The following is a 26,914-nucleotide window of genomic DNA, read 5'->3' on the forward strand; positions in this document are numbered from 1 at the left end:
GCCCGTCTAACGCATCCTTGATCGCGCCTCCAGCGTCCAAGGGGTGGTGTGAGGCGCATCGGCGCCTAGGTTATGAAGGCTCCCCCTTCGTTTGTTTCAGGCTCCACGCCCTTGGGGAGCGATGACGTGATTGCGTCGTCGCCGTCGTCGGACGGCCCTTCAAGTGGACGCCAGACCGAAAGGACATTCCCATGCGCACGCCCCGCATCGCCCTTCTTGCTTCCGTCGCCCTTCTTGCGACCGCTGCGACCGCTCACGCCCAAGACGCATCAACCACATCGCAGACGCCGACGGCCGCGCCGATGGCCGGCTCGACCACCTTCACCGATGACGAGCTGAAGAAGTTCGACGACGCCATGGCCAAGGTGAGAGCCGTCAGCGACACGCTGAACGGCGCCCAGCCGACGCCGGAACAGCAGGCGCAGATGGCCGCCGCAGTGCAGGATTCGGGGCTGGAAGTGACGCGCTTCAACACCCTGTCCAACGCCGTCGCCGCCGATCCGGCCCTGGCCGCGCGCATTCGGGTGGTCAACGCCACCGCGCCGGCGCCCGGCACGCCAGCCGCCGCCGTAACGGATGACGAACTGAACCGCTTCGTCACCGCCATGACGCAGATCCGCGCCGTCACGGCCGAAGTGCAAAACAATCAGGCGACGCCCGAGCAGAGCGCCAAACTGACGGCGGCGGTCCAGGCCTCCGGTCTGACGACCGAGCGCTTCAACGCCATCTCGCAACTGGTGTCCGCGACGCCCTATCTTCAGGCCAAGGCGCAACTGGCCGGCGCGCGTCTGGAGAAGGGCGTCAGCCAGTAGGGATCAGGTGTCGGCGGGCTCGCGCCGGGTGTCCGGCGCGGCCGGGCCCGCCTCGTCTTCGTTCAGCAGTCGGCCTTCGCGACGGGGCTTGATGTAGGGGGCGGGCTGGGGCGTCGGCATATTGCCGCGCATCAGCTGGCGGCCGGCCTTGAGCCCGCCGGTCAGCTGCAGGTCAAGGCGCGCCTCGTCGCGACGGCGCACGTCGCCGATGGTCTCAGCCGCCTCATGCTCGTCCAGGCCCAGTTCGACCAGGGCGCGCTCGCCGAACTTGAGCGCCGACTCGAAGGTCTCGCGGATCTGGTAGTCCACCCCGGCCTGGATCAGGCGCATCGAATGCCCTCGGTCGAAGGCGCGGGCCATGATCCGGGTGGTCGGGAACTCCGACTTGACCAGTTCGACGATGCGGTCGGCGGCCTCGGGCTTGTCGACGCAGACCAGGACCATCTCGGCCTCCTCCGCGCCCGAAGCGCGCAGGGTGTGCAGCTGGGTGCCGTCGCCGTAGTAGACCTTGAACCCGAACTGGGAGGCGGCCTGGATCATCTCCACGTCGTTCTCGATGATCGACACGTCGACGTCGCGGGCCAGCAGGGGTTGGGACACGACCTGGGCGAAACGGCCGAAGCCGATGATCAGCACCTGGCCGCGCAGGTCCTTGGCGAAGTCCACGCCCTCGGCGCTTTCGGCGTCCTGGACCGGCTTGGGCGACAGCCGCGCGATCAGCAGCGAGGTCAGGGGCGTCAGGGCCATCGACAGGATCACCACCGCCGACATCATCGCCCCGATGCGCGCGTCGAACAGGCCGGCGGCGACGGCGGCGCCATACAGGACGAAGGCGAACTCGCCGCCTTGTGCGAACAGGCCTGCACGCTCGATCGCCTCATGGTGCGAGGCCTTGAACAGGCGCGCGACGGCATAGATGCCCACGCCCTTGACCAGCATAAAGGCCACGACCCCGCCCAGCACCAGACGCCAGTCGGCGACGACGACCGAGACGTCCAGCGACATGCCGACGCTGAGGAAGAACAGGCCCAGCAGAATGGCCCGGAACGGCTCGACGTCCGCCTCCAGCTGATGGCGGAAAGTGGATTCCGACAGCAGGACCCCGGCCAGGAAGGCGCCCATGGCCATGGACAGGCCGCCCAAGGACATGGCCCAGGCGGCGCCGACCACGACCAGCAGGGCGGCGGCCGTCATCACCTCGCGCCCGCCGTACTGGGCCAGGAGACGGAAGACGGGATTGACCAGATATTTGCCGGCCAGCAGCACACCGCCGACCGCCGCGACCGCGAAGCCGACGGTCTGCCACAGGGGCGGCGCCTGTTCGTTCGCCACGCCCAGCACCGAGGCCAGGACGGCGACGATGGCCAGGAGCGGCACGATGGCCAGGTCTTCGAGCAGCAGAATGGAGACCGCGCGCTGGCCCGGCCCGCCCGCGATTTCGCCGCGCTCTTCCAGCATCTGCATGATGACGGCGGTGGACGACAGGACAAAGCCCATGGCGCCGACGAAGGCGACGGGTGTGGAGAAGCCGGCCAGCATGGCGGTCAGGGTCAGGATCAGGCCGCAGAACAGCACCTGAGCCGCGCCGAGGCCGAAGATTTCCTTGCGCAGTCCCCAGAGCCGCTTGGGCCGCATCTCCAGCCCGATGATGAACAGGAAGATGACCACGCCGAACTCGGCGACGTGCAGGATGGTCTCGGGCTCGCGGAACAGCTTCAGACCGAAGGGACCGATGGCGAGGCCCGCCGCCAGATAGCCCAGCACCGATCCCAGGCCGATGCGCTTGAACACCGGCACGGCGAGCACGCCTGCGGCCAGCAGAGCGGCCGCTGCGCCCAGATCCAATCCCGTCGTCGCCTCAGCCATCGCATTCCCCCAAGCTTGGCCTCTATTGTGGAGGTCCTGGTCGGCGATTGCGAGAGGACACGAAAGACACGCTGAAAGATCATCGTGCGTCGAGGAGTATTTGGCGCCACAGTTTCGCCCCATGACGACCCGCGACTGGTGTCAAGACAACAACCGGAGGAAGCCATGTCACGCATCGTCAGGATGGCGGCGCTGTCCGTTCTGAGCCTGTCGTTCGCTGCGCCGCCGGTCGCCGTGCCGAGCGTCGCCCTGGCCAAGCCGCTGGATGGCGAACCGACGCCGGCGGCGTGCCGGCCTCTTGGTTTTGAGCTGGGATCGCCTGAGCCCGTCGCCGCACCAACGGCGCCGCGCACCGGTCCGCCGACCCCGCCGGTGAGGATCACGCCGACACGCAAGGAAGATCGCGTCCCCTACGGCGCGCCACCGCCTCCGCCTCCTCCGCCTCCACCGCCACCGCCACCGCCTCCATCGCCCGCCCCCGCGCCGTCATCGATGGCGCCGCAAGATATTGTCGTCACAGGCTCCCGGATCACGCGATCACCAGGCGCCCCGACGTCGCCCGGCATGATGAGGCCGCCCCCTGCCGACACCGAACGCTATCCGGATGCGACGCCCAATCCGGTGAAGCGGACCAGCGATCAGCCGGTCTCGACCTTCTCCATCGACGTGGACACGGCGTCCTATTCGAACGTGAAGCGCTTCATCGACGAGGGCCGTGCGCCGCCCAGGGATGCGGTGCGGGTGGAGGAGTTGATCAACGCCTTCGACTATGATTATGCCCGGCCGACCAGCCAGACCCGGCCCTTCGCCATCACGACGGCGGTCGCGGCCTCGCCCTGGGCTGACGGGCGTCAGATCGTGCACATCGGCCTGCAAGGTTATGAACTGCCGGCGGGCGAGCAGCGTCCGTTGAACCTGACCTTCCTGGTCGACGTCTCCGGCTCGATGGGGTCGCCGGACAAGCTGGACCTGGCCAAGAAGGCGATGAACCTGGCCATCGACCGGCTGAGGCCGCAGGACACTCTGGCCGTCACCTATTACGCGGAAGGCGCCGGCACGACCTTGCAGCCCACGAAGGGCGACGAAAAGCTGAAGATGCGCTGCGCGGTCGCCAGCCTACGGGCGTCCGGCGGCACGGCCGGGGCGACCGGCATGACCAATGCCTATGACCAGGCCCAGGCGAACTTCGCCCGCGACAAGGTCAACCGCATCCTGATGTTCACCGACGGCGACTTCAACGTCGGCGTGACCGACAACAAGCGGCTGGAGGACTATGTCGCCGAAAAGCGCGGGACCGGCATCTATCTGTCGGTCTATGGCTTCGGGCGCGGCAACTATCAGGACGCGCGGATGCAGACCATCGCCCAGGCGGGCAATGGGGTCGCGGCCTATGTTGGGGACCTGAGGGATGCGCGCCGACTGTTCGGACCGGCCTTCGACAAGGGCGCCTTCCCCATCGCCGACGACGTCAAGATCCAGGTCGAGTTCAATCCCGCGCGCGTCGCCGAATGGCGGCTGATCGGCTATGAGACCCGGCTGTTGAACGAGGAAGACTTCAACAACGACCAGGTCGATGCGGGCGAGGTCGGATCCGGCGCCAGCGTCACGGCCCTGTACGAGATCACCCCCGTCGGCGGCCCGACCCAGGTTCCCGAAAGGCGCTATCCCGATAACCGTATCGGGGTCGGCGGCAGCGATCCGACCGGCGAGATCGGCTTTATCCAGGTGCGCTACAAACAGCCGGGCCAGAGCCGATCGGACCTGATCCAGCAGCCGCTGACCAACCGCGCGGGCGGGCCGGTCAGCGCCCAGCCGCCCGAGGCCACGCGCTGGGCCATCGCCGTCGCCGGATTCGGGCAAAAGCTGCGGGGCGATCCGTGGATGACAGCCGACTATGGCTGGGACCGGATCATCGATCAGGCGCAAGGGGCCAGGGGTGAAGACCCCTATGGCGACCGGGCCGAGTTCGTTCAGCTGGTGCGGGCGGCCCAGGGCCTTCCCCCGATGCGGACGCCCTGACCGGAACCGCCACGCTCGCGGCGGGTTTTCCAGCGCAACGCTTCAACCAAGGAAACCCGCCATGAAGATCCGCGACGTGATGACCAAGGACGTGCACCTGGCCCGGCCCGCCGACACCATCCAGGACGTGGCCAGCCGCATGGCCAAGGGCGGCTTCGGCTTCGTGCCCGTGGCGGACGGCGATCAGCTGATCGGCACCATCACCGACCGCGACATCGTGGTGCGCGCCCTGGCGACGGGCGCCGCCTCGAGCGCCTCGGTAGTGGAGTTCATCACCCGCGATCCGCAGACGGTGCTGGACACCGACGACCTGAAGGTCGTGCTGGACCTGATGGGCGCCAAGCAGATCCGACGCGCCCCGGTCGTGGACAAGCATGGCCGCGTGGTCGGCGTCGTGTCGCTGGGCGACCTGTCGACGCGCGTGAAAGAGAAATACGCCGGCGAGACGCTGGAAAGCATTTCGCGTTAAGACCTGCGTAACCGCGCCCCGACACCGGGCGTCAAGGATCGTCGTTCATGCTGTTCCCTCGAATATCGGAGGATTGCATGGCGCGCGCACAGTTCCAGAAGGGTCAGAAGGTCTGGGTCGAGTGCGTCGGCGCCTGGGCCTTTATAGAACAGGTCCAGCCCGTCTGGGCCAAGGGGTTCGAAGAGCCTGTGCGCGTCACCTATGACGTCGGTCTGGGGCGCGAATTCACCGCCAACGAGCTTTTGCTGGCAACCGATGACCCGGCCTCGGATCAGGGGTTGGGCGACTGGCGGCTGCTGCGCGCGCGCAACAAGTGGCAACTGCCCGAGGATTGCCTGCATCACCCCCACCCCGGCACCTATCCGGTCGTCGTGACCGATCGGGCGGACTGGGGCGGTTGGCGCGTGCCGGGCGCCGAATACGACCGCGATCCCCAGCAGATCGAGTTTCAGGCCCGCCTGATCGCCGCCGCGCCCCAACTGATGCGCCTGGCCCAGGATCTGGTGGATCTGGTCGCCGAGACGCCCGACGATGCGCCGCCGGCCGTCCTGACCCTGGCCCGACAGGCGCGTGATGTGCTGCATGGGGTGACGCGAGTGCTGGAGCCCGCGCCCGACCGCCTGCTGTCGCCGGTCGCCGCCGCTTAAAAACCCGTCAAAAGCGCGCGCCGAGCCTCGACACGAATCCGCGACGCAGCCTAGATTCCGACAACGAAGTGTTTGTCGGAGGGTCGGGGCTTGCGGGACGAGGAGCGGCGGGAAAATCGGTCGGGGCGTCGCGCCTCCGACCGCGCCGCCGGCGCGCCCGCCTGGTTGCGGATCGCCGTCCTGGTCCTGGCGCTGATCGCGGCCGCCTATGCCCTGATGGCGTCGCGCGAGTTCAGCCGGCCGACCCGCGAAATCAGCCGCCTGGAAGCTGAAAATCTCAAGCTAAATGCAGACCTGGTCGCCAGCCAGACCGGCGCCTTGATCCAGTCGGCCGAAGCGGGCCTGGCCGCCGGCCGCACCGCCATCGCCGACAAACGCGCCCCCATAGAGGTCGTCGAGGCCGCGCAGGCCGCTGCGCCCAAGGTCGCCTTCACCCTGGTCGGTCCCGGCGAGACTGTGCAGGCCGCCAAGGGCGAAGGATCGGTCGTCGCCGGCCAGGCCAATGCCGACGGCCTGAGGCTGGAGGCGCGGATCGCGCCGGTCCTGCCGAAAGGCGGCGAGACGCGGATCGTGTCGGCGGGCGGCGTGGTGCTGGCCTCGGCGCGCGCCGCCGAGATCGGCCAACCCATCCGCACCCTGATCGGCGTTGATGCCTCGGCCCTGGTCGATCAGGCCGACCCGCGCGCCGTGACGCTGGGGGGCCAGGCCGGCCTTGCTTCCGCCGCCCAGGCCCGCGCGGGCGGTCCTTATGCGGTCGCGATCTCGGAGGGGACGACCGCTTCCTTCTTCGACGACGCCTGGGTGGTGCTCGCGCCGCTAATGCTGGGGGTCGGGGTCGTGGTCCTGTTCGTCCTCTACGGCCTGCGCCAGACGCGCCAGCACCGCGAACGGGTGGCCACCGAAAAGCGGTTCCGCATCGCCGTCGAAGCCGCGCGGTGCGGGGTGTGGGAGTGGGATCTGGCCAAGGGCGAGGTATCGCTGTCGGACTATATGGCCGCGCTGCTGGGCTTCTCGCGCGGCGGTGTGACCGACGCCGAGGATGTGATCGGCCGCGTCCATCCGCGCTTTCAGGAAGATTTCCGCCACGCCCTGCGCCAGGCGGCGGCCTATGGCGCCTTTGAGATCACCTTCCCGGTGCCGGGACCGGACGGGCGGGCGCGGTGGATCGATGCGCGGGGCCAGGCGCGCGGCGAGCGCGGCGACATGGGCTTTTCCGCCATCCTGGGCGTGGCGCTAGACATCACCGAAGCCCGCCGCGCCAAGGCCGCCGCCCAGGCCGCCGAAAGCCGGCTGCGCGACGGGGTGGAGAGCATCTCCGAGGCCTTCGTCCTGTTCGATCGTCAGGGGCGGCTGATCCTGTGGAACCAGGCGTTCGAGGACGCCTTCGGCTTCGATCACGGGGTGGTGCGGCGTGGCGCGATGAAGGACGAATTGAACCGGATCGCCGGCCTGGCCATAAAGGCCGAGCATCGTCCGGCCAGCGGTCGTGCGGGCCTGCGCGAGGTTGAGCTGAACGACGGGCGCTGGCTGCAACTGTCCGAGCGGTTCACCTCCGAAGGCGGCTCGGTCGTCACCGCCGCCGACATCACCGCCATCAAACGCCAGGAGGCCGAGCGCCGACGCGCCGCCGACGATCTGCGCGCCACCGTCGACCAGCTGGAATCCAGCCAGGAGAAGCTGTCGCTGCTGGCGCGTAAATACGAGGTGGCCATGACCCGGGCCGAGGCCGCCAACCAGGCCAAGTCCGAGTTCCTGGCCAATATGAGCCACGAGCTGCGTACGCCGCTGAACGCCATCAACGGCTTCTCGGAAATCATGGCCAGCGAGCTGTTCGGGCCGTTGAACGAGAAATACAAGGGATACGCCGGCGACATCCTGAAGTCGGGCCAGCACCTGCTCAGCCTGATCAACGACGTGCTGGACATGGCCAAGATCGAGGCCGGCAAGATGACCCTGCACTATGAGCCGGTGTCCTTGCGCGAGGTGTGCGAGGACGCGGTGCGGCTGATGCGCGGCAAGGTGCAGGAAGCGGGCCTGAAGATCGCGGTCGAGGCCGGCGACCTGCCCGACATCGAGGCCGATCAACGCGGCGTCAAACAGGTGATGCTGAACCTGATCTCCAACGCCGTGAAGTTCACGCCCGAGGGCGGCTCCATCGTCGTGTCGCTGAAACCCTTCACTGGCGCGCAGGGCGAGGACCGCATCCGCGTCGCCTGCGCCGACACCGGCATCGGCATCGCGCCCGAGGACCTGGTGCGCCTCGCCCGCCCGTTCGAACAGGTCGAGGGCCAGCATTCCAAGACCACCCAAGGCACCGGCCTGGGCCTGGCCCTGACCAAGTCCCTGATCGAGATGCACGGCGGCCAGCTGAGCATGGAAAGCCAGCCGGGCGTCGGCACGGTCGTCAGCTTCGACCTGCCGGTCAAACGCCCCGACCAGACGGTGCAGCCGATCCGCGCGGCGTTCGCGGCTTAGCAGGGCCTCGCCATCAAGACCGACCGCTGACCCTCTACCAAACCCAATCGGGCGGGGCGATCAGGTGCAGCGAAGCGGCCAATCCGAGGTCAATGATCGGTAGGGTTGGAGACGGAGCATCGGCAAGAGCGAATGCAGCAGGCGTGCTTTCCATCGGGCTAGCGGCGGACGCCGGTTGAGGGTAGCAGACGATCCGCGTCAGATCGATCGTGCGGTCATCGAACCTCAGGATTTCGATCCCCGACAGGGTATCGTAGCCGTCCAGACCGCTGACCACATACTCGCCTTCAGGCGTCATCATGATCTTGTAGTCCGACGCGGCGCCGGAAAAGACGGCCTCATCCCAGCCGGCTCCGCCATCGAGACGATCGTTACCGTTTCCGCCGATCAGGATGTCGTTCCCGTCCATCCCCATAAGAAAATCCTTGCCGTCATGCCCCAGCAGACGATCGCTCGCCCTCGAGCCTGTCAGCACATCGGCGCTTGCCGAGCCTTCCAGAATGTTTGGAACGGCTGTCAACCTAGCCTGGAAGACATCATAAAAATTGATCGAGTCGCCGACATAACGCGCATAGGTCACCACGACATCGCCGTTCGCCAGGACAAGCAGGCCCGGCGGCTCTCCCGGCGTCTGACCACTACGCACCGTTACCGTATTTCCGTTTCGCGTGCCGTCCTCGAAGAACGAGGCTAAAGCGATGACGCCCCGGCCAGAAGCAAACTGGTCCCAGGCGACGGTGAAACCGCCGTCGGGCGTTGCCACGACGGAGTGCGAAAGCGATGAGCCTGTCGTATTCTGCTGTACAAGGAAGGGTTCGCCGAACACTTGTCCAGAGGCGGTCATAATCTGTCCGTGTAGACCGTCGGCTTGACCCCAGACCAAGACGAACTTGCCGTCGGTCAAGCGAACGATCTCGGTCGTTGTCAGCCCAACGGGCTGCGTCAGATGCAGCGTTTCCCCAACCCGAGCGCCGAAGTTGTCATAGGTTTGCACGGCAATGGTCGTAACGCCGGCGTTTGTGGCGCGCCATACGGCGATGAAACCCGCATCGGCTGTCGCGACATTTGACTGACCAGCAAACTGGTCCCGGTCCATGATCCATGCCGGACCGCGAGGCTGACCCGATGCATCATAAAGGCGCGCCGAGACGTCGGTGAACGGATACTCGCTCGACTGGGTCCAAGTCACGACAAAGCCCCCATCAGGCATGGCCGCGATCTGATGTGTAGAGCCGCCCGGGCTGACCTGTGTTTCACCGCCGGTCCGAGCGCCTGACGCATCGAAGGTTTGGGTAAAGAGCCCCCGGCTTCCGGCGACGCCAGGAATGGTGTCATCCCACACGACGGCGAAACCGCCAGATTCGAGGACGGCGACCTGCGGATTGCGTTGCGAATATACGGTGGTGGTATTCACAAGAATCGGACCGCCTATGCGGACGCCGGCCTCGTCATACCGCTGCAAATAGACGCCATATCCTCTGTCTTCGACCCCAGACCCGGACCAAACCGTGACGTAGCCGCCGCCGGGTAAAGCCCTGCTGTGGGTCTCGGACTGGCGACCTTCGGTATAGTCGTGGACGGGAACTTCGGGCGTAAGCACCAAGGGCATTGGATAAGGATTCCAGCGACAGTCCTTTTTTGAACTACAGGTATGAGACGTCCCGCACAATCGGACCGGTTGTGTCCCACGCTAGACGACACGGTCAGTTGCCATGCCGCCACAAGATCCAAAACAGACCTACAGAGCGCCCACCGTCTGTACCGACACTTCCAATGTTCAATCCGCGAAGGAATGTGTAGTTGCTTAAACCAACTCCACGCCCATGGCGGTGGCTTCGCCGCCGCCTATGCAGAGGGCGGCCATGCCGCGGGTCTTGCCGTGGGCTTTCAGGGCGGACAGCAGGGTGGTCAGGACGCGTGCTCCTGAAGCTCCAAGCGGGTGGCCCAAGGCGCAGGCGCCGCCGTTGACGTTGATCTTGTCGTGGGGGATGCCGAGTTCCTGCATGGCGATCATCGGCACGATGGCGAAAGCCTCGTTGACCTCCCACAGATCGACGTCGTCGGCGCTCCAGCCCGCCTTCTTCAGCGCCTTTTGCAGGGCGAAGACCGGGGCCGTGGTGAACAGGTGCGGCTCGTGGGCGTGGGCGGCCTGGCTGACCACGCGGGCGATCGGCGTCAGACCCAGCGCCTCGGCCGTCGATTGGCGCATCATGACCAGGGCGGCGGCGCCGTCCGAGATCGAGGCGGCGGAAGCCGCGGTGATGGTGCCGTCCTTGCCGAAGGCGGGTTTCAGATTGGGGATTTTGGACGGGTCGGACTTGGTCGGCTGTTCGTCGCGGTCGACGGTGACGGGACCCTTGCGCGTCTTGACCTCGACCGAGGCGATCTCGGCGTCGAATGCGCCTGATTCCTGGGCGCGCTTGGCCCGGCCGGCGCTTTCGATGGCGTAGGCGTCCTGCTGTTCGCGGGTGAACTGATAGTCCTTGGCCGTGTCCTCAGCGAACTGGCCCATCAGCTTGCCGGGGGTGTAGGCGTCCTCCAGCCCGTCCAGATACATGCTGTCAGAAATGACGTCGTGGCCGATGCGCGCGCCGCCCCGGTGCTTTTGCATCAGATACGGGGCGTTGGTCATGGACTCCATGCCGCCCGCCACGATCACGTCGGCCGAACCAGCGGCCAGCGCATCGTGCGCCATCATGGCCGCCTGCATGCCCGAGCCGCACATCTTGTTGATGGTGGTCGCCTCGGTCGAGGTGGGCAGACCCGCGCCCATGCCCGCCTGACGCGCCGGCGCCTGGCCCAGGCCCGCAGGCAGGACGCAGCCCATGATGATCTGCTCGACCTTCTGCGGATCGAGGCCGGCGCGGTCCAGCGCCGCCTTGACCGCGACGGCGCCCAGGTCAGTGGACTTGGCGTCGGACAGCGCGCCTTGGAAACCGCCCATCGGGGTGCGGGCGTAGGAGACGATGACGACGGGATCGGCGGACATGGTGCGGCTTCCTCTATTTCGGGCGAGAGATAGCGATCCCGGCCGGTCAGGAAAAGTGCAGCCGCCGATACTTGCCCCGGAAATAGAGCAGCGGATCGCGGCGCGGCTCGAACCGGGCGCGCCTGACGCGGCCGATGATGACCAGGTGATCGCCGGCCTCGACGATCTGCTCGGTTCCGCATTCGAAGCTGGCCAGGGCGCCCGAGAGGATGGGCGCGCCGGTGTCCCAGGTCTCCCACGCGACGTCCTGGAACCGGTCGGCGTGAGACCGGGCGAATACGCCGGAGGTCGGCTGCTGGCCGATATGCAGGACGTTGATGGCGAAATGTTCGGCCTGGCGGAAGCGGTCGACATTGGTGGACGAGCGGGCCAGGCAGAACAGGATCAGCGGCGGATCCAGCGACACCGAGGAGAAGGAGTTGGCGGTCAGGCCGACGGGCTGTCCGGCCTCGTCCAGCGTCGTAACCACCGTGACCCCGGTGGCGAAACAGCCCAGGGCGTCGCGCAGGGTGCGCGGGTCGGAGCCGGCATGATAATGCAGGGCGTCGCGCGGGGCGTGGCGTTCGAGGAAGCCCAGGAGGGCGGCGTTCTCGGCCTCGACCGCGTCCGGCGCCTCGGCGCGCGCGATCGTCTGGATCGGAACGCCGGCCAACTGTGTCTCAAGCTCGGGCGAGACAGCCCCCTGCCCTTCGGCGACGACCACCAGACAGCTGGCCAGGGCCGGGCCGGTGACGGTGAGCGCAGGCGCGACGGCCTCCAGCGTCGTGTCGGAACAGACGATGGCCGGGCGAGAGGGAAGCTCGGTCAGCAGTCGACGCAGGGCGGCGGAGCTGTCATCCGCCGCGTCGAAGTCGGCAGTCAGCATGACGTGGCGGCCGGCCTCGACCAGCGCGCGCACAGACCGGCGCCAGTCGCCGGACAGATGCCCGGGCGCGCCGATCAGCAGGACGATGGGATCCTCGGGGTCGCCCCAGCGTTCGACGTCCAGGCCTCCGTTCGGGGGCGGCGATGCGGTCATGAGGCGAGGCGGTCCGGTCTGTCGTGAAGCGTAGGAGCGATCCCTATTAGGGGAAGACCGGCGCCCGGCGCCAGAACTGTATCAGCCGCCGTAGCCCCGGCCGCCGCCGCCGAAGCCGCCGCGCGAGACGACGGTGGTGCGGCTCTGCACCCGCGTCGGGGCCTGACGGGCGACGTCGCCATGCTCGCGCGCATTGGTCAGGGTCTTGCCGGTGCGATAGTCGCGGTAGGCGTAGCCGCCGCCGTAGCCGTTGGACAGCCGCCCCTCGCGGTCACGATACAGCGGTCCGCCGCCGCGATAGCCGCCACCGTTCAGCATCTGGCCGACGATGAAGCCGGTCAGCAGCGGGGTGAAGAAGGAGCCGCCGTTGCTGTTCGGCTGGCACTGCGACGGTCCCCACTGGCCCTCGCACTCCTCGCGGGTGGCGTAGCGCGGCGCGGTCTTTGCGGCCTCTTGCTGAGCCTTGGTCAGGGCGGCGTCGCATTCGTTGTCGGGGATGTCGTTGGCGGCCTTGCACTCGTCCAGCGACTGATAGGCCAGGGTCGGTTCGGGCTCAGGCGCCGGGACACGCTGGGGCGAGCCGCAGGCGGCCAGCGAGAAGCTGGCCGTCGCCATCAGGCTGCTGACGTGCAGGACGCGCGAGCGCTTGAGCCTGCGCATGGTGTCGGTCTTGGCCAGGTTCTGGGGCAGGTCTTTGGGGTCGGTCATGGGTTCACGACGTCATGCAGGCGGCGTTGAGCAGGCCGACGCAGATGGAGATGGAGGCCAGATAGACAGCCGCGGCGATCTCGCCCGCCTCGATGCGGACGACCAGGTTGCGGAAGGCCATGCGGCTGATGGCGACGAAGACGACGATCTGGATCACGCCGGCCAGAAGGGCCCAGGCCGCAAACTCCATCAGGCTGACGGTGTGCGACAGGGCAGAGGCCAGAGGCAGGACATAGCCGATCAGGGCGCCCCCAAGAGCAATGGCGGCGGCCGTGTTGCCTTCCCGGATCAGCGTATGTTCGTGATACGGCGTGACCCACTGGTAGATCAGTTTGAAGGCCAGGGTGAAGGCGCCCGCCATGGCGAAGGCGATCAGGAAGGCGATCGCCCCCTGCTGAAAAATGAACCAGTCGAACATCGGTCTTGCCCCCTCGGATTGCGCGATCAGGCGCGGAACTCGGCCATTTCCAGCGGAATGCCGATCATGATTTCGTGCGTGGTGTCGCCGCCCTCGGGCTGCTGCTCAAGCGCCAGCATCAGTTCGCGCCCGCCGCCCAACTCGCGCGCATACAGCATGCAGGTCTGGAAGATTTTGGCATAGGGCGCGGTCGCGGCGCGGTCGTCCCAGATCGTCTCCCACAGGGTGACGGGCGGCTGGATGGCGTCGCTCTCGGCGAACCAGAAGCGGGGATAGTCGGGCAGTTCTTCGGCCGCGCCGTGAAAGACCGGCGCCGACAGGCGGTCGCGCCAGATGCGGCGTTCGCGCTCTGCCGGCGGATAGGCCGAGGTCCAGGGCACGAACAGGCTGAAGTCGTAGGATTCCAGCCCGGCCTCGTCGTCGCTCATGGCCTGAAGCATGACGTGGTCGTCGGTGTAGAAGCGATGGACGTACTGGCCGCTGTCCAGGCTGACCAGCCCCTGCGCCGAGATGTCCAGCACGTCGCGGTCCAGGGTGAAATGGGTCTCGTCGCCCAGCCTGCGCCAAGCCAGCGGGTCCAACGACACGGTGCGGCCCACGGTGATGTTGCGCACCGTCGCCAGTCGATTGGCAGGCGCAGCCTTGTCCGACGATCCAAAAAGCTTCTTGAACATGGGCGACTATCTAGGCCCGATGCGCGCCGACGGCGAGCGAACAGAAGCGATGCGACCGAATGAGGCGGTTCATGGCGCGACATTCCGTCCGATCTTGCGTCAAGTCAAGCGTTCATGTTACGCGTTTCATGTAACGATATGCCAAACGACACATCGCCCCCTTCCGCCGCCAACGACCGCATTCGTGCGTGGCGACAGGCGCGTCGTGAGGCGGGCCTGGTCAAGCTGGAGCTTTGGGTGCCGGCCGCCGCCCGCGACGACGTCAAGGCGGCCGTGCGCGCCATCGTCACCGATTCAACGCGTGGGCCGCAGCTTGTCCCACGCCCGCGCCGCCCCACTTCCGATTCCATCACCCCTGGAGACGACCATCAAATGGACGCCGTGATCGAGACCCCCTGGACCGTGCCCGCCATCAAGGCGGCGCTGGACGGCTCAACCCTGCTGCGTGACGGCGAAATGACCCTGCGCGTCGTCGAGGGCGCCGAGCCGGTGCTGCTGGCGACCATGCACGAATACGGCGACCTGCCGGTCTATCTGAGCGTCGGCGGCGCCCAGATCGTCTGCTCGGTCCTGTTGTGGCCCGTCGCCGAGCAAAAGGATCGCCACGCCTTCAACGAGTTTCTGCTGAAGGCCCAGCGCGTGGTGCCCCTGTCCAACTTCGCCATCACCAATGTCGGTGGCGAAGACGTGTATGAGCTGATGGGCGAACTCTCTTGCAAGACGACGCTTCAGACCATCCTGATCGAACTGCGCACCCTGGCCGAGAATGCGATCGACGCCACCGAACTGCGTGAAACCTTCGGCGCCGACGCCGCCTGATCCCGGAAGACCGACCATGTCCATGCTCAGAAAACTGTCCGCCCTGTTCCGCGGCTCGGCCCACGATGCGGCCCAGGGCGTCGTCGACGCCAATGCGCTGAAGATCCTCGACCAGGAAATCCGCGACGCCGACAACGCTCAGGGCAAGGCCCGCGATGACCTGGCCGGCCTGGTGGCGCGCCGCCGCATGGCCGAAAACGAGATGGCCAGCTTCCGCGACCAGATCGCCAAATACGAAAGCTCGGCCCGCACCGCCCTGGGTCAGGGCAAGACCGATCTGGCGCGCGAAGTCGCCGGCCGCATCGCCGAGCTGGAGGCCGAGATCACCAGCCGCGGCCCGCTGATCGAGGACATGAAGACGGCCGAGACGCGCCTGCGCACGGCCATCGCCTCGACAGACCAGAAGATCGAGACGCTTCGTCGCGAGATCGACATCGTCAAGGTCAACGATTCCGTCCAGAAGGCCCAGACGTCGGTCGCCCTGAACTCGGCCGGCGCCCAGTCGCGCATCGGCTCGGCGGCGGACAGTCTGCAACGCATCAAACAGCGCCAGGCGATCCAGGAAGAGAAGCTGAACGCCAGCCAGGCGCTGGAGGATCGTCGCACCGGCGCGGACCTGGACGCCAAGCTGCGCGAGGCCGGCATTCTGCCCGGCCATTCCTCGGCCGACGACGTCCTGGCGCGCCTGAGCCAGCCGGAGGTGACGGTGGTCACGCCGCGCATCGGCCAATCCACGCCCGACAAAGACCCGGCCTGATCCATGGAGCGTCTGCGCTTCGATCCCCGCACCGACTGGGACGCCAAGGCCGAGGAACTCGGCTTCACCTGGCGCCACACCGACGGCAAACCCTATTGGGACGAGACGGCGGCCTATGCCTTTTCGCTGGCCGAGATCGAGGACGGGATCGAGGCGCCGACCGAGGAACTGCACGGCCTGTGCCTGGAGCTGGTCAACGAGGCGGTTCAGTCCGAGCGGCTGATGGAACAGCTCGATATTCCCGAGACCATGCGGGACTATGTGGCCGACAGCTGGAAGCGGGGCGACCCGTCCCTCTATGGCCGGTTCGACTTCGCCTATGCCGGCTCGGGGGACGGGACGGGTCCGGCCAAGCTGTATGAATACAACGCCGACACCCCGACCAGCATCTATGAGACGGCGGTGTTTCAATGGCTGTGGCTGGAGGACCAGATCAAGGCCGGCGCCCTGCCCGCCGATGCGGATCAGTTCAACAGCCTGCATGAGAAGCTGGTCGATCGCTTCCGCGCCATCTTCCCGAACGGCGGCTTCGTGCATTTCGCCTCGGACGCCGATTTCGTCGAGGACCGCCAGACGGTACGCTTCCTAGAAGACCTGGCCCAGCAGGCCGGGCTGGAACCCCAGTTCGTCGCTATCGACCAGATCGGGCTGAACGCCGACGGCCGGTTCGTCGACCACGAGAACTGGATCATCCAGGCGATGTTCAAGCTCTATCCCTGGGAGCAGATGCTGCGCGACGACTACGCCGCGCCCCTGCCGACGGCGGACGTGACCGTGCTGGAGCCGGCGTGGAAGAGCATCCTGTCCAACAAGGCCATCCTGCCTCTGTTGTGGGAGCGGCATGCGGGCCACCCCAACCTGCTGGAAAGCTATTTCGAGGGTGATCCGGCCGAGGCGGCGCTGGGCTCGTCCTATGTGCGCAAGCCGTTGTTCTCGCGCGAGGGCGACAATGTCGAACTGATCGACCAGGGCGTCAGCGCCGCAGAGGTGGTGGACGGCGGCTATGGCGAAGGACGTCACATCCGCCAGGCGCTGTGCGATCCGCCCCTGTTCGACGGCAACCATGTGATCGTCGGGTCTTGGGTCGTGGGAACCGAACCGGCGGGCATCAGCCTGCGCGAGGACACGGGGCGCATCACGAGGAACACCTCGCGCTTCGTGCCGCACTTCATCCGCGACTGAGACGCAGGCAGGCAACCAAGCCGGACGACCATCGTTTTGTCGGCTGACATCAACCGACAAGAAGCCTCCCCATGCGCAACGTCCGCCTCGCCCTGATCGCCACCACCGCCCTGACCCTCGCGGGCGGCGCGGCAGTAGCCCAGACGCAATATCCTTCGACGACCCAGGATCGGCTGGGCGCAGTCGTGGGCGCCCTGTTCGGCGATCGTCTGGGCCTGTCGGCGATGGATCAGGCCTGGCTGCGCGGCAGCCGTCCGCTGCGTGACGGCCAGAGCCAGTTCTCGACCCGCGTGGACGCCAGCGTGCGCGCCGGAAGCGTCTCCGCCTCGGCCGCGACCCGGCTGCGCGCCGACTATTCGGCGCTGGTCGATTTGGAGAACCAATACGCCGTCGGCGGCATCTCGGCCCAGGAACGCGCCGATCTGAACGCCCGCTACACCGCCCTGACCCAGACGCTGGAAGCCGGCGCCTCGGGCTATGCCGACATGGACACCGTCGCCCAAGGCCGTGCGGACTTCGAGACCCGCGTCAACGCCGCCGTGACCGCGCGCCGCATCACCCGCACAGAGGCGACGCGCCTGAAGTCCGACTATCAGGCCCTGATCCAGCTGGAGAGCCGCTACAGCGCCGATGGATCGATCAGCGCCAGCGAGCGCGCCGATCTGGACGCCCGTCTGGACGCCCTGGACCTGCGGGTCGGCGACGGCCCAGCCGGACAGACGCCGTCCGCCAACCTGCCCGCCCGCACCCGTCTGGCGAACCTGGAAACCGCCCTGACCGCCGCCGAGCGTTCGGGCGTCGTCAGCCGCACCGAGGCCGCCGACATCCGCGTCGAGGCCGGCGATCTCGCTCGCCTGGACGCCGCCTACAGCCGCACCAGCCCCTCGTCCGACGACACGGCCTACCTGAGCCGCCGCATCGGCGAACTGGAACTGCGCGCCCGCCGCTAAGCGTGACCAAAGCGTCCCGTGTGATCCGGCACGGGACGCCTCTCCGGCTACACCTGTGCATTGGGAGCTCTGATTTCACGGCAGCGCGGAAATGGCGTATGGGCACCCGCAGTCGCCCCTGCATCGCCGGTCAAGCCGCAACCCTATGTCCCTGAAAGCCTCCCGCACGCTGTCCATCGCCCCGATGATGGACTGGACCGATCGGCATTGCCGGGCGTTTCACAGGGCGTTGACGAGCCGGGCCTTGCTCTACACCGAGATGGTGACGGCGCCGGCGGTGTTGCATGGGGATCGCGAGCGGCTGCTGGGGTTCGATGCGCTGGAGCATCCGGTGGCCTTGCAGCTGGGCGGGTCGGATCCGGCGCAGTTGGCCGAGGCCGCCAAGGTCGGCGAGGCGTTCGGCTATGACGAGATCAATCTGAACGTCGGCTGCCCGTCGGACCGGGTGCAGTCGGGCCGGTTCGGGGCCTGTCTGATGCGCGAGCCGGAGCTGGTGGCGGACTGTATGGCGGCCATCGCCGAGGCCGTCAGCGTGCCCGCGACCGTCAAATGCCGCATCGGCGTGGACGATCAGGATCCAGCCGTCAGCCTGTTCGCCACGGTGGACGCCTGCGCCGCCGTCGGGATCGAGGTCTTCGTCGTCCATGCGCGCAAGGCCTGGCTGAAGGGGTTGTCGCCCAAGGAGAACCGCGACGTGCCGCCGCTGGACTATGATCTGGTGCGCCGGCTGAAGCGCGAGCGGCCGCATCTGAACATCTCGATCAATGGGGGCATCGCCTCAATGGACGCGGCCGAGGCGCATCTGGCCGAGGTCGACGGCGTCAAGCTGGACGGGGTCATGCTGGGCCGCGTCGCGTATCACGAGCCGGCCATTCTGGGTCAGGCGGATCGTCGCCTGTATGGCGCGCCGGTCGAGGACACCGACGCCTTCGCCGCGCTGGAGCGCTATCGGCCCTATATGGCCGCGCGTCTAGATGAGGGCGTCGCCCTGCCTGCGATGGCGCGGCATATGCTGGGCCTGATGCACGGCCGGCCGGGCGCGCGGGCGTTCCGTCGCATTCTGACGGTTGAGGCGATCAAGCCCGGCGCCGGGCTGGAGGTGCTGGACCGCGCGGCGGAGGCCGTGCGCGAGGCAGAGGCGAGGCGTGACACGGCGCCCGGCGACTGGGCGGCGTAACCCAATCTTCAGAGCTGGCCGGCAAGGTTAAGAGAACCCTGCCGTTTCGGACCCGCACGCCATGAAGACCCTGCTGATCGCCGCCGTCATCACGGCCGCCCTGCCCGCCACCTCGGCCCTGGCGCAGGCCGACGGCCGGTTCGCCGTCGGCGCCCAGGTCGGCACGCCGGGCGCCGGCCTTCAGGCCCAGTTCGCGCTCAGCCCGGTCGTGGTGCTGCGCGGCGGCTATGACGTGCTGAAATGGGACCGGGACCAGACCTACAAGGGTATCGATTACGACGCCAAGATCGACTTCAAGTCGCCGGGCGCCTTCGTGGACCTGCATCCGTTCCGCAACGGCTTTCTGATCTCGGGCGGGGCCTATTTCGGCGATCGCAAGGTCGATCTGGATGCGACGCCCACCGGAAACGTCAATGTCGGCGGCGCGACCTTCACCCCGGCCCAGGTCGGGACATTGACCGGGCGCATCGACCTGGAGAGCACCGCGCCGTTCGTCGGCCTGGGCTATGACAACACCTTCACACGCGGCGGAAGGCTCGGCTTCCGCATTCTGGCCGGCGCGGCCTTTGGCGATGCGCCGCAAGTGAATCTGGACGCTCGCGGCGGCACGCTGTCGAACGACCCTACCTTCCGTTCGCGTCTGGATCAGGAAGAGCGTGAGATTCAGGCCGAGGCCGATGATTACAAGGTCCTGCCGGTGCTTCAGGCGGGCCTCAACATCAAGTTCTGACGCCAGCGGCGTCGTCCCCAAACGCGAAGACTGGGGATAAATTGATTATACAAAACAGGGCGTTAACCTAGAAACAAATCGTAACAGACAGCGCCAGGGCGGGTTTCGCCACTTTTCCGCCACAGGTTAACGCGACAAGGCCAGCGCCGGCGGCGTTGGGAGCCGGTGTCTCCTGAGCGAAACTCATGATCGGCGCATCCGCTGCTATCGCCATGCTTTGGGCTGCCGTATCGTCTGTGACGAGCGCGCCTGTCCCCTACAATGACGTCGTAGCGGCGGATCAAGTCAGGACTGAAACCCCTGCCGCCATCGTCGGTTCCGATGAAGTCGAGACCGCCCTGAACGCCGAACAGGCCGAGCTGATGGCCTCCGATCCGGACTGGCGCGCCTCGGCGCGCCTCTATCACGCAGGCGGCGGCGGCGCGACGGGCAACGATTCGCTGGGTTGCCGTCCGATCGCCATGCGCACCGTCGCGGTCGATCCCCGCGTGATCCCGCGCCGCACCAAGCTGTTCATCCGCGAAACGGTCGGCATGCGTCTGGCCGACGGTTCGATCCACGACGGCTACTGGTACGCCTCCGACACCGGCGGCGCGATCAAGGGCCAGAAGATCGACCTCTATACCGGCAACGGTCGCGGCTCGATGAACCAGGCGCAACGCCTGAACATGCGCACCCTGACCATCGTGGACGCCGGCGATTTCGACGGTTGCCCCCCGGCCTGGACCACCGCTTCCAACTGATCCGGCCGATCATGAAAAACGCCGGCTGACCACGAAGGTCAGCCGGCGTTTTCGTGTCTGATGGCTTACGCCGATCAGTCCAACTCGGACACTTCCAGCGTCGACTGCACCATCGAGCCATTATATGTGCCGACCCAGATGTCATAGCGGCCGCTCTGGGGGTTGGTGATCGTCACCTTCGGATCGACGCCGCCCGCGCCGTCGTCGTCGCAATAGAAACGGCCGTTGGGCGTATTGATCAGCAGGGTTGTGTCCTCGTCTGCGCGAACGCGGAAGGTCAGATCGGCGTCGCCGGGCTCGAAGAAGATCTGGATGTCCGGGGCTGAACTGACCGAACCTTCGCAGCCCGCCTTGGCGGCCGAGGCGGGCGAGGAGCCGCCGGCCAGGATCGACTTGGTCCAGGGGTCGGGCGTGAAGCCGCCGCGCAGATTGGCCGTGCCGTAGTTGGGCTCTAGGTCGAAATTGGGCGCCGCGCCCGCCGTCGTGTCCGTGCCGCCCAGTTCGCTGATCTGCAGCGTCGACTGGACCATGTTGTCGTTATAGGTGCCCAGCCAGATGTCGTAACGGCCGCTCTCGGGATTGGAGATGGTCACCATCGGGTCCAGGTCGCCGCCGCTGTCGTCGTCGCAGTACCAGCGGCCGCCGGGGCTGTTGACCAGCAGCGTCGTGTCCTCGCTGGCGACCGCCTTGATGGTCAGGTCCAGATCGCCGGCTTCGAAGTTCAGCTGCAGGTCGGGCGCGGCGCTAACCTTGCCCTCACAGCCCGATTGGGCGGCCGAGGCGGCGATCGAGCCGCCCGCCAGGATGGACTTGGTCCAGGGATCGGGCGTGAAGCCGGTCTCCAGCCGCACCGAACCGTAGTTGGGGTCTAGGGTGAAGTCGGGCTTGGCTCCGCTCTTCTGGGCCAGGCTGACGCCAGGGGCGAGCAGCACGGACGCAGCGGCGATGACGGCGATGGATTTCATGATGCTCCCTCCAGCAGCGGCGCAACGCCGCAGGCGGAGACTATTCCGTTTCGCCGAACCGTGCAGCTTGAAATGCTGGCCTTAGAAGCGGCGCTTGCCCGTCACCGTCTCGAAGAACAGGCGGAAGTCGCCCATCAGGCTCCACAGCGGATATTTGAACGTCGCGGGCCGGTTCTTTTCGAAAAAGAAATGCCCCACCCAGGCGAAGCCGTAGCCCAGCAGCGGCATGGCCAGCAGCCACCAGGCGTTCCGCGTCGCCACGAAGGCGACGAAGGCCGAGATCACCAGAAAGGTGCCGACGACGTGGATGCGCCGGCACGTCCGGTTGGAATGCTCGTGGATGTAATAGGGATAGAAGGCCTCGAAGGAGGCGTAACGGCCCTCAGGTGCGGACGGCGTGCTCATGGGCGGAGGGTGCGCCAGCATTGCGTAGGTGGCAAGAGCGCCGATCCTCCCCCGCCTGCGGGGGAGGGGGACCGCGAAGCGGTGGAGGGGGCGACCGCCGAGCTGTCATTTGAAGATCGGACGACAGATGAGCTTTGCGGCGGGGTTGGAGACGTATCCGCCCCCTCCACCCCGCTACGCGCGGTCCGCCTCCCCCGTGAAGAACGGGGGAGGATTTGATCAGCCCTTGGGCTTGCCCTTGAAGCCGTCCTTCTTGAAGCCCGGCTTGGCCTTGAAGGGCTTCTTGGCATAGGGTTTGTCGCCCGAGGCGTTCGAGCGCGGGTTGGCGCCGCCATCAGCCTTCGGCGCCCAAGGCTTCTTCTTGAACGACGGGCGGGCGTCGCCTTCGCCGCCGTCGGCGCGCTTGTAGGGCGTCTTCTTGAAGGGACGGTCGCCATCCTCGCGCGGCTTGCCGGCGAAGCGGCTGGCCTTCATCGAGCCGGGCGTCGGGGCTTCCGACGGCGTGATCTTCACCTCGTCCTTGGAGGCGGCGACGGCTTCGCGGAAGGCTTTCTCGTGGGTCTTGGCGACCTCGAACCGCGTCTCTTCGGGGAAGGTGCGGATGGCGCCGATCTGAGGCTTGGAAATGCCGCCGATGCGGCAGATCAGCGGGATCAGCCACTTGGGGTCGGCGTTCTTGTTGCGGCCTACGTCCAGACGGAACCAGACCACGTCATCGGCGCCCAGGCGGTCGCCCGGCCAGGGTTGGGCCGCCGTGCCGTCGTCATTGCGCACGGTGCGCTCGCGCTTGGCCGGACCGCGATCCGAACCCGGATCGGACAGTTCTTCCGGCGCCGGTTGTTCCTTGCGCAGCAGGCGCACCAGGGCGGCGGCGATCTCGTCTGGCGTACGCTCGGCGATCATCCGCTTGGCGACGACCATGTCCTCGTCGGAGACGTCGGCCTCGAAGAACTCGGGCGACAGCAGACGGCCTTCGTCGGCCTTACGGATTTCGTCGAAGGTCGGGGCGCCGGTCCAGACGGCGTCAACGCCGGCCTCGTCCATCAACCGCTCGGCCTTGCGACGGCGCGAGTGCGGGACCAGCATGACCGAGATGCCCTTCTTGCCCGCCCGGCCCGTCCGGCCCGAACGGTGCAGCAGGCCGGCGCGGTTCATCGGCAGTTCGGCGTGGATGACCAGACCCAGGTCCGGCAGGTCCAGACCGCGCGCGGCGACGTCGGTGGCCACGCAGACGCGGGCGCGGCCGTCACGCAGCGACTGCAGCGCGTCGGTGCGCTCGCGCTGACCCATTTCACCCGACAGGCTGACGGTCGAGAAGCCGCGCTCCAGCAGCGACGACTGAAGGTGACGCACGCTGTCGCGCGTCGAGCAGAAGACCATGGCGCGCGGCGCCTCGAACCAGCGCAGGGTGTTGACTACCGCGTGCTCGATCTCGTTCGGGGCGATGCGGTAGGCGCGGTATTCGATGTCGGCGTGCTGGCGCGTCTTGTCGGTCGCGTCGATGCGGACCGCGTCCTTCTGATAGCGTTTGGCCAGGGTGGCGATCTCGCGCGCGATGGTCGCCGAGAACAGCAGGGTCCGGCGTTCGGCCGGCGCCTGGTCCAGGATGTGCTCCAGGTCTTCGCGGAAGCCCATGTCCAGCATCTCGTCGGCCTCGTCCAGGACAGCGACCTTCAGCTCGGACAGGTCCAGGTTGCCCCGGTCGATGTGATCCTTCAGGCGGCCGGGCGTGCCGACGACGATGTGGACGCCGAAGCTGAGCGCGCGGGCTTCACGGCGCGCATCCATGCCGCCGACGCAGGTGGCGATCTTGGCGCCGGAGTCGGCGTACAGCCATTGCAGCTCGGCCGCGACCTGCATGGCCAGTTCCCGCGTGGGCGCAATGGCCAGGCAGAGCGGCGCGCCGCCGGGGCCGAAGATCGGCTTGTCGCCCAGCAGGGTCGGCGCAGCGGCCAGACCAAAGGCGACGGTCTTGCCCGAACCCGTCTGGGCCGAGACCAGCAGGTCGCGATCCGCATGCTCCGCCTCCAGCACGGCGGCCTGAACCGGAGTGGGTTCGGCATAGCCCTTGTTGATCAGGGCGCGGTCGAGCGCGGGATGGACGGCGGGAAAGGGCATAGGAAACCTGGGACAACGGACAAGGGCGGTCGCCGAAACGACCGCGCCCGGCCGAGGTCAGACCTCAGGCCGGGCGAGTGATGGCGTTCTATACATCAATAAGGGCGCAAGCGGGGCGGAAAACGCCGTTCACCCTGTTCCTTCAGGCGACGTTGACCTGAAAGACGCAGTCTGGCTATCGAACCCACCGCGTCCGGAGCTTCGCGATGCAAGCGCTTTCTATCGCCGCCGCCGGAATGACGACCGCGCATAACCGGTTCGACAACAGCGCGCGCCGCACCGCAACCGCGCCGCTGGACAATCTCGCCGAGGAAATCGTGGAGCGGATCCAGGCCAAGACCGCCTTCAGCGCCAACGCCGCCGTCCTTCGCACCGCCGACGACATGACCGGAACCCTGCTGGACATTCTGTCCTGAAGCCTCAGACCGGTGCCTTCTCCGGCAGGTTGAAGAAGCCCGCAAAGCGGTCGAACACGGCACGGTCGCCGGTCAGGGTCATCAGGCCGTCGGCCTCGAAGGCGCCGGGCGGGACCTTGCCGTAAACGCAGGCCGCGACCAGCGGGGGTTGGGTCGTCAGGACGACATCGGCGGCGTCCGTGGCGCCGCGGCGGGTCGTGATCGCCCCTTTTTCGATCTGGACGACAAAAGGTTCGTCGCCGAAGACGAAGCCGACGGACATCGCCGCGTCCCCGGCCAGGGCCGGGTCGAACATCGTCTCGAACGACTGCATGATCGACACCGCGCTGATCGGCAGGGTCGGGTCGTGGCGAGGCGAGCGCGCCGCCCAGCCGCCCAACACCATGAAGACCGGCTTGATCTCGTATCCCCAGGGCGTCAGCTCATAGACCTGAACCGAGGCGGGCGGCGGCAGTTTGCGGCGGGTCACGATGCCGGAAGCCTCCAGCCCCTCCAGCCGCTGGGTCAGCACGTTCGCGGAAATGCCGTGCAGATCCTTTCGCAGATCACCGAACCGACGCGGGCCCATCATCAGTTCGCGGATCACCAGCAAGGCCCAGCGCTCGCCGATCAGGTCCAGCCCGTGTGCGGCGCCGCAGGCGTCGTGATATCGGCGACCAGCCCTATCGGTTATCTTTTCTAACTTCATAGTTGACTATCGTAATCATCGGAGTCAGGTTTCGCAAATAACAAGGAGAGGAAACGCCGTGGCTCAGCTGATTTTCATCAACCTGCCGGTCGCCGACCTGCCCCTATCGATCGCCTTCTATGAGGCCGTCGGCGCGACCAGGAACCCGATGTTCAGCGACGACACGGCCGCCTGTATGGTGGTGTCGGACGTGATCCACGTCATGCTGCTGACCCACGACAAATGGCGCACCTTCACCGACCGGGCGATCCCCGACGCCCATGCCTCGGCCCAGGTTCTGTTGTGCCTGTCCCGGGACAGCCGCGAGGCGGTCGACGCCGTCGTAGCCCAAGCGGAGGCCGCCGGCGGCGAGAGCGATCCGAACGCGTCCCAGGATTACGGCTTCATGTACGGCCGCAGCTATGCCGATCCGGACGGCCACATCTGGGAGGTGATGTGGATGGACCCGGCCGCCGTCGCCGCCGGTCCCGAAGCCTTCGCCGCCGACGCCATGGTGTCGTGATGGCTGACATTCGCGAACTGAGCATCAGCCGTCTGATCAAGGCCTCGCCGGAGACGGTGTGGAGAATCTACACCGAGCGCACCGGCGAGTGGTTCTGCCCCCACCCGTGGACCACGCCGGTCGTGGATTGGGACCTGCGCGTCGGCGGGCGGGCCAATGTCGAAATGGCTTCGCCCGAGGGCGAGCGGCATCCCTATTCCGGCGTGTTTCTGGAGGTGGATCCGGGCCGCAAACTGGTCTCGACCGGCGCCTTCACCGAGGGCTGGGTTCCGCAGGCCGGCGACATGAACTTCGTGCGGATCGACACCTTCGAGCCCGAGGCCGGTGGAACCCGCTACACCGCCACCGCCCGGCATTGGGACGAAAAGGCCGCCGAAACCCACAAGGCCATGGGCTTCGAACAGGGATGGGGCGCCGTCGCCGATCAACTGGCGGCGTTGGCGGAGGGCGACGCGGCATGAGCGACAAGATCATTCCCTGCTTGTGGTTCGACGGCGACGCCGAGGCCGCGACCGCCTTCTATGTCAGCCTGCTGCCCGACAGCCGCATCACCGCCGTCAACCGCTCGCCGGTCGATACGCCCTCTGGCCCTGAAGGATCGGTGCTGACGGTGCAGTTCGTGCTGGCGGGTCGTCAGTATCTGGCGCTGAACGGCGGACCGAACTTTCGCTTCACCGAGGCCGTCTCCTTCATGGTGATGACCGAGGATCAGACCGACACGGACCGGCTGTGGGACGCCCTGCTCGCCGACGGCGGCAGCGAGAACGCCTGCGGCTGGCTGAAGGACCGCTGGGGCCTGTCATGGCAGATCACGCCTCGCCGCCTGATGGAACTGACCACAGATCCGAACCCCGCGCGGGCCAAGGCCGCCATGCAGGCCATGATGGGCATGATCAAGATCGACATCGCGGCGCTGGACCGCGCTGTCGCCGACGTTTGAACCCTGAAAGAGGAGACGACCGATGACCTATGTGACCGGCTTTTTGACCCCCGTGAAAACCGAGGACAAGGCGCGCTACGTCAAGTCCGCCGAGGCCTCCTGGCCCCTGTTTCAGAAATACGGCGCCCTGTCCCAGGTCGAGACCTGGGGCGAGGACGTGCCGGACGGCAAACTAACCAGCTTTCCCATGGCGGTGAAGCTGCAAGAGGGCGAGGTCGTCGTCTTCTCCTGGGTGACCTGGCCCGACCGCGCCACCGCCGACGCCTGTTTCGGCAAGATGCAGGACGACCCGGACTTTGCGAACATGGACATGCCCTTCGACGGCAAGCGCATGATGTGGGGCGGTTTCAGCGTCGCCTTCGAAGGCAAGGCCTGATGCCCAGGCGGCGGCCCTGTTCGAACGCAAATCGCCCTGACGCATTGTCAG

28 protein-coding genes are annotated in these 26,914 nt (G+C 67.0%); 17 read left to right on the top strand and 11 right to left on the bottom strand.

Annotation, left to right across the window (positions count from 1 at the left end):
- The first annotated feature begins 191 nt into the window (after positions 1-191).
- On the top strand, positions 192-812 hold the full coding sequence (locus tag QRN13_RS05545) for a DUF4168 domain-containing protein (protein WP_284877157.1): 621 nt from the start codon (positions 192-194) through the stop codon (positions 810-812).
- 3 nt (positions 813-815) lie between these two features.
- On the opposite strand, the gene QRN13_RS05550 is transcribed toward QRN13_RS05545, so the two are convergent.
- Positions 816-2,678 carry a monovalent cation:proton antiporter-2 (CPA2) family protein gene (locus tag QRN13_RS05550; RefSeq protein ID WP_284877158.1) on the bottom strand — a complete coding sequence of 621 codons (1,863 nt, stop codon included), beginning with the start codon at positions 2,676-2,678 and terminating at the stop codon, positions 816-818.
- 564 nt (positions 2,679-3,242) lie between these two features.
- Between QRN13_RS05550 and QRN13_RS05555 the strand changes: the two genes are divergently transcribed.
- From QRN13_RS05555 to QRN13_RS05570, 4 genes are all read left to right on the top strand, one after another.
- Positions 3,243-4,697, top strand: coding sequence for a vWA domain-containing protein (locus QRN13_RS05555; RefSeq protein ID WP_284877159.1), 1,455 nt, complete (start codon positions 3,243-3,245; stop codon positions 4,695-4,697).
- Positions 4,698-4,758: 61 nt separating this feature from the next.
- Entirely contained in the window at positions 4,759-5,166 is a 408-nt protein-coding gene (locus tag QRN13_RS05560; RefSeq protein WP_055752885.1) for a CBS domain-containing protein, read from the top strand.
- 77 nt (positions 5,167-5,243) lie between these two features.
- Positions 5,244-5,813 carry a hypothetical protein gene (locus tag QRN13_RS05565; protein WP_284877160.1) on the top strand — a complete coding sequence of 190 codons (570 nt, stop codon included), beginning with the start codon at positions 5,244-5,246 and terminating at the stop codon, positions 5,811-5,813.
- A gap of 90 nt (positions 5,814-5,903) precedes the next feature.
- A complete protein-coding gene (locus QRN13_RS05570) occupies positions 5,904-8,288 on the top strand; it encodes a PAS domain-containing sensor histidine kinase (protein ID WP_284877161.1) in 2,385 nt (794 codons plus the stop codon).
- A gap of 34 nt (positions 8,289-8,322) precedes the next feature.
- On the opposite strand, the gene QRN13_RS05575 is transcribed toward QRN13_RS05570, so the two are convergent.
- The 6 genes from QRN13_RS05575 to QRN13_RS05600 form a co-directional block, all read right to left on the bottom strand.
- On the bottom strand, positions 8,323-9,897 hold the full coding sequence (locus QRN13_RS05575) for a hypothetical protein (protein ID WP_156355811.1): 1,575 nt from the start codon (positions 9,895-9,897) through the stop codon (positions 8,323-8,325).
- Between the two features lie 195 nt (positions 9,898-10,092).
- Positions 10,093-11,277, bottom strand: a complete 1,185-nt coding sequence (locus tag QRN13_RS05580; RefSeq protein ID WP_284877162.1) for an acetyl-CoA C-acyltransferase — start codon at positions 11,275-11,277, stop codon at positions 10,093-10,095.
- Positions 11,278-11,323: 46 nt separating this feature from the next.
- The gene (locus QRN13_RS05585) at positions 11,324-12,295 is read right to left on the bottom strand and encodes a flavin reductase family protein (protein WP_284877163.1); all 972 of its coding nucleotides are present in this window, start codon (positions 12,293-12,295) and stop codon (positions 11,324-11,326) included.
- 81 nt (positions 12,296-12,376) lie between these two features.
- Positions 12,377-13,003, bottom strand: a complete 627-nt coding sequence (locus tag QRN13_RS05590; protein ID WP_284877164.1) for a DUF1190 domain-containing protein — start codon at positions 13,001-13,003, stop codon at positions 12,377-12,379.
- 4 nt (positions 13,004-13,007) lie between these two features.
- On the bottom strand, positions 13,008-13,421 hold the full coding sequence (locus tag QRN13_RS05595; RefSeq protein WP_017506364.1) for a DUF350 domain-containing protein: 414 nt from the start codon (positions 13,419-13,421) through the stop codon (positions 13,008-13,010).
- Positions 13,422-13,447: 26 nt separating this feature from the next.
- A complete protein-coding gene (locus tag QRN13_RS05600) occupies positions 13,448-14,095 on the bottom strand; it encodes a DUF2491 family protein (protein ID WP_284877165.1) in 648 nt (215 codons plus the stop codon).
- Between the two features lie 138 nt (positions 14,096-14,233).
- Here QRN13_RS05600 and QRN13_RS05605 point away from each other — a divergent pair, with 138 nt between their 5' ends.
- From QRN13_RS05605 to QRN13_RS05635, 7 genes are all read left to right on the top strand, one after another.
- Entirely contained in the window at positions 14,234-14,914 is a 681-nt protein-coding gene (locus QRN13_RS05605) for a YjfI family protein (RefSeq protein ID WP_284877166.1), read from the top strand.
- A 16-nt stretch (positions 14,915-14,930) separates the two neighbouring features.
- Positions 14,931-15,671 (top strand): PspA/IM30 family protein, encoded by a 741-nt coding sequence (locus tag QRN13_RS05610; protein ID WP_284877167.1) that lies wholly within the window; start codon positions 14,931-14,933, stop codon positions 15,669-15,671.
- Between the two features lie 3 nt (positions 15,672-15,674).
- The gene (locus QRN13_RS05615) at positions 15,675-16,853 is read left to right on the top strand and encodes a glutathionylspermidine synthase family protein (protein ID WP_091748625.1); all 1,179 of its coding nucleotides are present in this window, start codon (positions 15,675-15,677) and stop codon (positions 16,851-16,853) included.
- Positions 16,854-16,924: 71 nt separating this feature from the next.
- Positions 16,925-17,803: a hypothetical protein gene (locus tag QRN13_RS05620; RefSeq protein WP_284877168.1), complete on the top strand. Its 879-nt coding sequence runs from the start codon at positions 16,925-16,927 to the stop codon at positions 17,801-17,803.
- Positions 17,804-17,948: 145 nt separating this feature from the next.
- A complete protein-coding gene (dusA, locus tag QRN13_RS05625) occupies positions 17,949-18,980 on the top strand; it encodes a tRNA dihydrouridine(20/20a) synthase DusA (protein ID WP_284877169.1) in 1,032 nt (343 codons plus the stop codon).
- A gap of 61 nt (positions 18,981-19,041) precedes the next feature.
- Positions 19,042-19,710, top strand: a complete 669-nt coding sequence (locus QRN13_RS05630; RefSeq protein ID WP_284877170.1) for a hypothetical protein — start codon at positions 19,042-19,044, stop codon at positions 19,708-19,710.
- Between the two features lie 185 nt (positions 19,711-19,895).
- Positions 19,896-20,453, top strand: coding sequence for a 3D domain-containing protein (locus QRN13_RS05635; RefSeq protein ID WP_055803460.1), 558 nt, complete (start codon positions 19,896-19,898; stop codon positions 20,451-20,453).
- Between the two features lie 74 nt (positions 20,454-20,527).
- Here QRN13_RS05635 and QRN13_RS05640 read toward each other — a convergent pair whose 3' ends face one another.
- From QRN13_RS05640 to QRN13_RS05650, 3 genes are all read right to left on the bottom strand, one after another.
- Entirely contained in the window at positions 20,528-21,418 is an 891-nt protein-coding gene (locus QRN13_RS05640; protein WP_284877171.1) for a hypothetical protein, read from the bottom strand.
- Between the two features lie 81 nt (positions 21,419-21,499).
- A complete protein-coding gene (locus QRN13_RS05645; protein ID WP_026108600.1) occupies positions 21,500-21,823 on the bottom strand; it encodes an Mpo1-like protein in 324 nt (107 codons plus the stop codon).
- Positions 21,824-22,042: 219 nt separating this feature from the next.
- Positions 22,043-23,941 (bottom strand): DEAD/DEAH box helicase, encoded by a 1,899-nt coding sequence (locus QRN13_RS05650; RefSeq protein WP_284877172.1) that lies wholly within the window; start codon positions 23,939-23,941, stop codon positions 22,043-22,045.
- Between the two features lie 206 nt (positions 23,942-24,147).
- Here QRN13_RS05650 and QRN13_RS05655 point away from each other — a divergent pair, with 206 nt between their 5' ends.
- Positions 24,148-24,357 carry a flagellar basal body rod C-terminal domain-containing protein gene (locus QRN13_RS05655; RefSeq protein ID WP_284877173.1) on the top strand — a complete coding sequence of 70 codons (210 nt, stop codon included), beginning with the start codon at positions 24,148-24,150 and terminating at the stop codon, positions 24,355-24,357.
- Between the two features lie 4 nt (positions 24,358-24,361).
- Here QRN13_RS05655 and QRN13_RS05660 read toward each other — a convergent pair whose 3' ends face one another.
- Positions 24,362-25,045 carry a winged helix-turn-helix transcriptional regulator gene (locus QRN13_RS05660; RefSeq protein WP_284877174.1) on the bottom strand — a complete coding sequence of 228 codons (684 nt, stop codon included), beginning with the start codon at positions 25,043-25,045 and terminating at the stop codon, positions 24,362-24,364.
- 58 nt (positions 25,046-25,103) lie between these two features.
- Between QRN13_RS05660 and QRN13_RS05665 the strand changes: the two genes are divergently transcribed.
- Genes QRN13_RS05665 through QRN13_RS05680 form a run of 4 tightly spaced genes read left to right on the top strand, consistent with a single transcriptional unit; the run spans position 25,104 to position 26,863 of the window.
- Entirely contained in the window at positions 25,104-25,547 is a 444-nt protein-coding gene (locus tag QRN13_RS05665; protein ID WP_284877175.1) for a VOC family protein, read from the top strand.
- Positions 25,547-26,008: an SRPBCC family protein gene (locus QRN13_RS05670; protein WP_284877176.1), complete on the top strand. Its 462-nt coding sequence runs from the start codon at positions 25,547-25,549 to the stop codon at positions 26,006-26,008. The genes QRN13_RS05665 and QRN13_RS05670 overlap by 1 nt, the downstream gene beginning before the upstream one ends.
- On the top strand, positions 26,005-26,487 hold the full coding sequence (locus QRN13_RS05675) for a VOC family protein (protein WP_284877177.1): 483 nt from the start codon (positions 26,005-26,007) through the stop codon (positions 26,485-26,487). The genes QRN13_RS05670 and QRN13_RS05675 overlap by 4 nt, the downstream gene beginning before the upstream one ends.
- A 22-nt stretch (positions 26,488-26,509) precedes the next feature.
- Complete coding sequence (locus tag QRN13_RS05680; protein ID WP_017506381.1) at positions 26,510-26,863, top strand: DUF1428 domain-containing protein; 354 nt, start codon at positions 26,510-26,512, stop codon at positions 26,861-26,863.
- The last annotated feature ends 51 nt before the right edge of the window (positions 26,864-26,914 follow it).

This window comes from Brevundimonas sp. MEB006b (assembly GCF_030209705.1).
In the GTDB taxonomy this organism is placed as follows: domain Bacteria; phylum Pseudomonadota; class Alphaproteobacteria; order Caulobacterales; family Caulobacteraceae; genus Brevundimonas.